The organism is Bdellovibrionales bacterium (assembly GCA_019750295.1).
In the GTDB taxonomy this organism is placed as follows: Bacteria; Bdellovibrionota; Bdellovibrionia; order Bdellovibrionales; family JAGQZY01; genus JAIEOS01.
Map to the genome: position 1 here is coordinate 1 of JAIEOS010000131.1, position 4,257 is coordinate 4,257.

Genomic DNA, 4,257 nt, shown 5'->3' on the forward strand with positions numbered 1-4,257 from the left:
AACTCGACGTGTTTAGGAACTTTGTAGCCCGTCAGTTTCTTCTTTGAAAATTCGATGAGATCTTGCGACGTGGTCTCAGCCTTTTTCACCACAAAAATTTTCACAGCTTCTCCGGAGCGATCATCAGGCACACCGATGGCGGCGACTTCGAGGACTGCGGGGTGAGATGCAAAGACATCTTCCACTTCGTTAGGATAAACATTAAAGCCCGAGACGATGATCATATCTTTTTTGCGATCGACAATTTTAAAATAACCTTGTTCATCGACAGTCGCGATATCACCGGTTTTGAGCCAACCATCGTCCATCGTTTTCGCGGTCTCTTCAGGACGTTGCCAATACCCCTTCATCACTTGCGGACCTTTGACGTAAAGTTCGCCGGGTGTTCCGTGGGCCACTTCGTTCCCATTATCATCTACGAGTTTGACATCGGTGGAAGGGAACGGGAGTCCGATGGTGCCGCGCTTGTCGCGACCATCGATAGGATTACAACACACGATCGGAGACGACTCCGTCAATCCGTAGCCTTCAACAAGAGGAGACTTCGTGGTCTCGATCCATCGCTTTGCCACCGCTTCCTGTAAGGCCATGCCTCCGGCCACACTGATTTTTAAAAAGCTTAAATCCATCGCCTGGAAGTCCTTGTTGTTGAGTAAGGCATTAAACAACGTGTTCACGCCGGACATTACCGACGGGCGATACTTCTTCATGGTCTTTATGAGATCAGGAAGGTCCCGAGGATTTGTGACCAAAATATTATGTGCTCCGTAAGCCATCAAGGTGAGGCAGTTCACGGTGAGCGAAAAGATGTGATAGAGCGGAAGTGGAGTGAGAGCCACTTCGTCGCCTTTGACTAACATCGGTTTGAACCATTCAAATGTTTGCAACATGTTCGCTAAAAGATTTCCGTGAGTGAGCATAGCTCCTTTCGCCACTCCCGTGGTGCCGCCCGTGTACTGAAGGAACGCGACTTCGTCGATGGTCGAGCGAACAGGATCGAAGCTTTGCTTTTTACCGATTTCGATAGCGTCGTTAAAACGAGTTGCCAAAGGCAGGTCGTATTTGGGAACCATTTTTTTAACGTATTTCACCGCCGCATTGACGACATAATTTTTAGGGAAGGGTAAAAGATCTCCGACGGATGTGATGATCACGTGTTGAAGGTCCGTATGCGGGAGAATTTTCTGCAGTAGATGAGCGAAGTTTTCCAGAATAACAATCGCTTTACAGTCCGCATCCTTAAATTGGTGTTCCATTTCGCGATCGGTGTAAAGTGGGTTCGTGTTGACGATGATCAATCCCGCTTTGAGGGCGCCGAACATGGCCACCGGGTATTGCAAAAGATTTGGCATCTGAATGGCGATGCGATCTCCTTTTTTCAGTCGAAGGTGATTGATCAAGTAGGACGCAAAATAATCCGACATGGTGTCGACTTCGGCGTAAGTGTAAGTCATTCCCATGTTGGTAAAGCAGGGCTTGTGTTTAAATCTTTGAACCGCTTCCGTAAAGAGATCCACAATGGAAGAGTAGGTGTTGATGTCGATCGTTTGCGCCACATCTTTCGGATAATGCTTTAACCAAATTTTTTCCATGATTCGCTCCTTGAGAATTATTCTTGACTCTCATTTTGTCTCATAAAAAGGAGAGGGGAGCAATCGCCCATCTGGTTTGCGGACATCCTAAAAAAATTCCGTAGAGATTATTGAGATGATATGATTATTTTTTAAAATCTAAGTACACTCGTACTCCAGCACGAATCCCCTCGCGCTCGGTATTTATAGTCCCGATGCTGTTCGTTTGGTCGATTTTCTCTTTGTACCAAGTTCCAAAAATGCGGAAGGCTCCGTACTCGAGCCATGTGCTGGCCTCCACCCGGCGGCCCTCGATATCATTCTGTAAATCTGATTTGGCTTCGAAGAATTGATGATATTTTCCTTGAATGGCCCAGGAGTCCAAAAGATAGAGAGTCATTGAGCCCCCTGCTTGTTGGTTTTGCACCTGATCTCCCGCAAATTTTAAATCGTGGAGTCCGTAAAACAGGTTGAGAGAGGAGCCTTGATCACTAGTCCCCAAAAGTCGCAACAGTGCCAGTGCTTCCCATTGCGTTCGCCCTTCGTCTTTACTTCTTTCGTAGTCTCCGTAAAGGCCGAAAAATTTAATAAAGATTCCGCCATGTCCTCGGGTCGAATCAAATTCGCCATCATCGGTGAGTCCACTCAAGTTTGTGCGCGTGGAGCGATCATACTGATTGTGATCCGCGCCGATGTAGACTTCATAAATCGAGGCCGTTTCTTTTTTCTGGCCGGCCAACCAGACGTCCATCCATTTGAATTGGCTTTTTTGTTCCATCCATTGCTTAAGGCTCCATCGAGACGCTTGTTTGGAGACCTGGGCCTCTGATTTGGGCGTAAATTCGAGGGCGTCGGCAGGATTGCTTAAAGTTAAGGCAATTAATAAGAGCCAAGCCATTGATTTATGTTAGCAGTTTCAGGCTGCTTTGCAGCAAAGTCTTAAAATGATATCTCCAATCTCTTTATTTTATTACTCGGAGAGCTATACTGAGACAGTCGGCAGAAGATGCCGTTGGGTTTGATCGTCTTGTGAGACAACAAACACCATGGGTATGGTTGATTTGTTTGAGAGATCAAACACATAGACGGAGGAAATTCATGAAGGCTTTATTACTGGTCGTTACTCTTTTTGTACTGGGTGCGTGTAGTTCGAATCCCCATAAGGCGGAGAAGATCGACTCCAGTATGGAGAAAGAAGAAAAGTTAACTCCCGAGCAAAGAATAGGTGTGAAGGATGGCAACATGATTTACCAAAAGAAGGTGAATATGGCCGAAGAGCTTCGCCGATTACAGATCGACGTCTACAGTCTCGAAGATCGCGTTTACGGGAATCGTAAATTTGGATCTCTGGGTCTCTATGGAGTTCTCAAAAATTGCCGTAAAGATTTGACTGATCCGAAAAATGGCGGGAATGGAAAGCTTCGCTGGACCGAGCCGATCGATCGCGTGAGTGATAAAGAGGACGAATTTAAAATCGGCCTTGATGATAAAGATAAAATCATTGGCGTTTCCGAAGAGTTCCTAAAAGATCGTATTAGTCGCTTTCAAGAGTACAAGCGCACTCTAGAAAAACGCGAAGATGAGTATCAGGAAAAAGTCGAGATCTGCGAAGCCGAGCTCAATGCTCAGAAGCATGATGTTTTTAAAAAGCAGTAAGTAACACGTGCACCGCCAGAGCTTGAGCCCTGGCGGGCCAGGGAAAGGACTCCCGTGTTTAAAATGATCAAAGATTCTTTAAAGCCCAAGCCCACCGAAGTGGAAGTGAACTATTCGGGCCAAAAAGTGTGGCTTGGACTCAGTAATAAGAATCTCACTCCCAATGATATTTTATGGATTCAAAAAGAACACGGCTACAATGCGGCCTGTTGGGTGCTCTACAAATTTTTTAAAGAGAAGGCGAGCGCTGCGGAGTTTTTTAAATTTATTGATACCAACAAGACCAACTACTCTCAATCGTACAATGACTATACGGTGATCGTTTTGGCTCACAATCCGTGGGCGTCTCGAACTAGAAACGAAGACTATCAGTGGAGACTCAAAAATATCGCCGTCGACATGGGCTTTGGAGTTTACACTCCGGAGATCGGTTATCGACGGTCTTTGTTTGCGAATGCCTACGCCTATCAGGAAATTTTAAAACGTTTTGATCATAAGACTTCCGACGGTCGCGCCAAAAAAATTATATTTCTCACTCATGGGGTCGCCAGCCTTGAACTCAAATGGATGCTGCAAAAAAGTCAAAGCGTACCGGAGAATATCGTTGGTTGGATGAATATTTCGGGGCTGCTTTATGGAACAGCACTTCCGCCGACGAATTCACGATTTGCTAAGGCCATCCTTGATTTTTCGGGCGGTTTCCCGATCAACCCCGATGTACTGAGGTCAAACACCTATTGCAAGCAACCGTTGAAGCCACAAATGCCTCTTGTGTCTGTGGTGGGAATACAGCCGGAATCTCGTTTTACTCTTAAGGATCGCTTTACCAATGAAGATATTAAACATTGGGGCCCTCATGACAACTATTCTTCTTTGGTGGACTACATGCAAGCGCCAGGAGTTGTGTGGCCGCTCTGGGGAGAGAGCCATACGGTCGATGTCGAAATCTACAAGAATCGCATGCAGGCGGCTTTTAAATATATGCTCCAACAGCAAGGAATCGTGCAACCGTCACCGACAGCGAGCGACG

The 4,257-nt window shown here is 46.2% G+C and carries 4 protein-coding genes; 2 read left to right on the forward strand and 2 right to left on the reverse strand.

All coding sequences use genetic code 11. From position 1 onward, the window contains the following. On the reverse strand, nt 1–1,592 hold a 1,592-nt coding region (locus K2Q26_15245), incomplete at its 3' end, for an AMP-binding protein (protein MBY0316875.1). 124 nt (nt 1,593–1,716) lie between these two features. Beyond that, nucleotides 1,717–2,469: a hypothetical protein gene (locus tag K2Q26_15250; GenBank protein MBY0316876.1), complete on the reverse strand. Its 753-nt coding sequence runs from the start codon at nt 2,467–2,469 to the stop codon at nt 1,717–1,719. Nucleotides 2,470–2,669: 200 nt separating this feature from the next. Between K2Q26_15250 and K2Q26_15255 the strand changes: the two genes are divergently transcribed. Further along, the gene (locus K2Q26_15255) at nt 2,670–3,227 is read left to right on the forward strand and encodes a hypothetical protein (protein ID MBY0316877.1); all 558 of its coding nucleotides are present in this window, start codon (nt 2,670–2,672) and stop codon (nt 3,225–3,227) included. Between the two features lie 54 nt (nt 3,228–3,281). Next, the coding region (locus tag K2Q26_15260) for a hypothetical protein (GenBank protein MBY0316878.1) at nt 3,282–4,257 on the forward strand (976 nt) is incomplete at its 3' end.

What these genes read in the sequence shown, in the direction of transcription:
- K2Q26_15250 (MBY0316876.1), bottom strand. Translation starts at nt 2,469, where the DNA reads ATGGCTTGGCTCTTATTAATTGCCTTAACTTTAAGCAATCCTGCCGAC.
- K2Q26_15255 (MBY0316877.1), top strand. Translation starts at nt 2,670, where the DNA reads ATGAAGGCTTTATTACTGGTCGTTACTCTTTTTGTACTGGGTGCGTGT.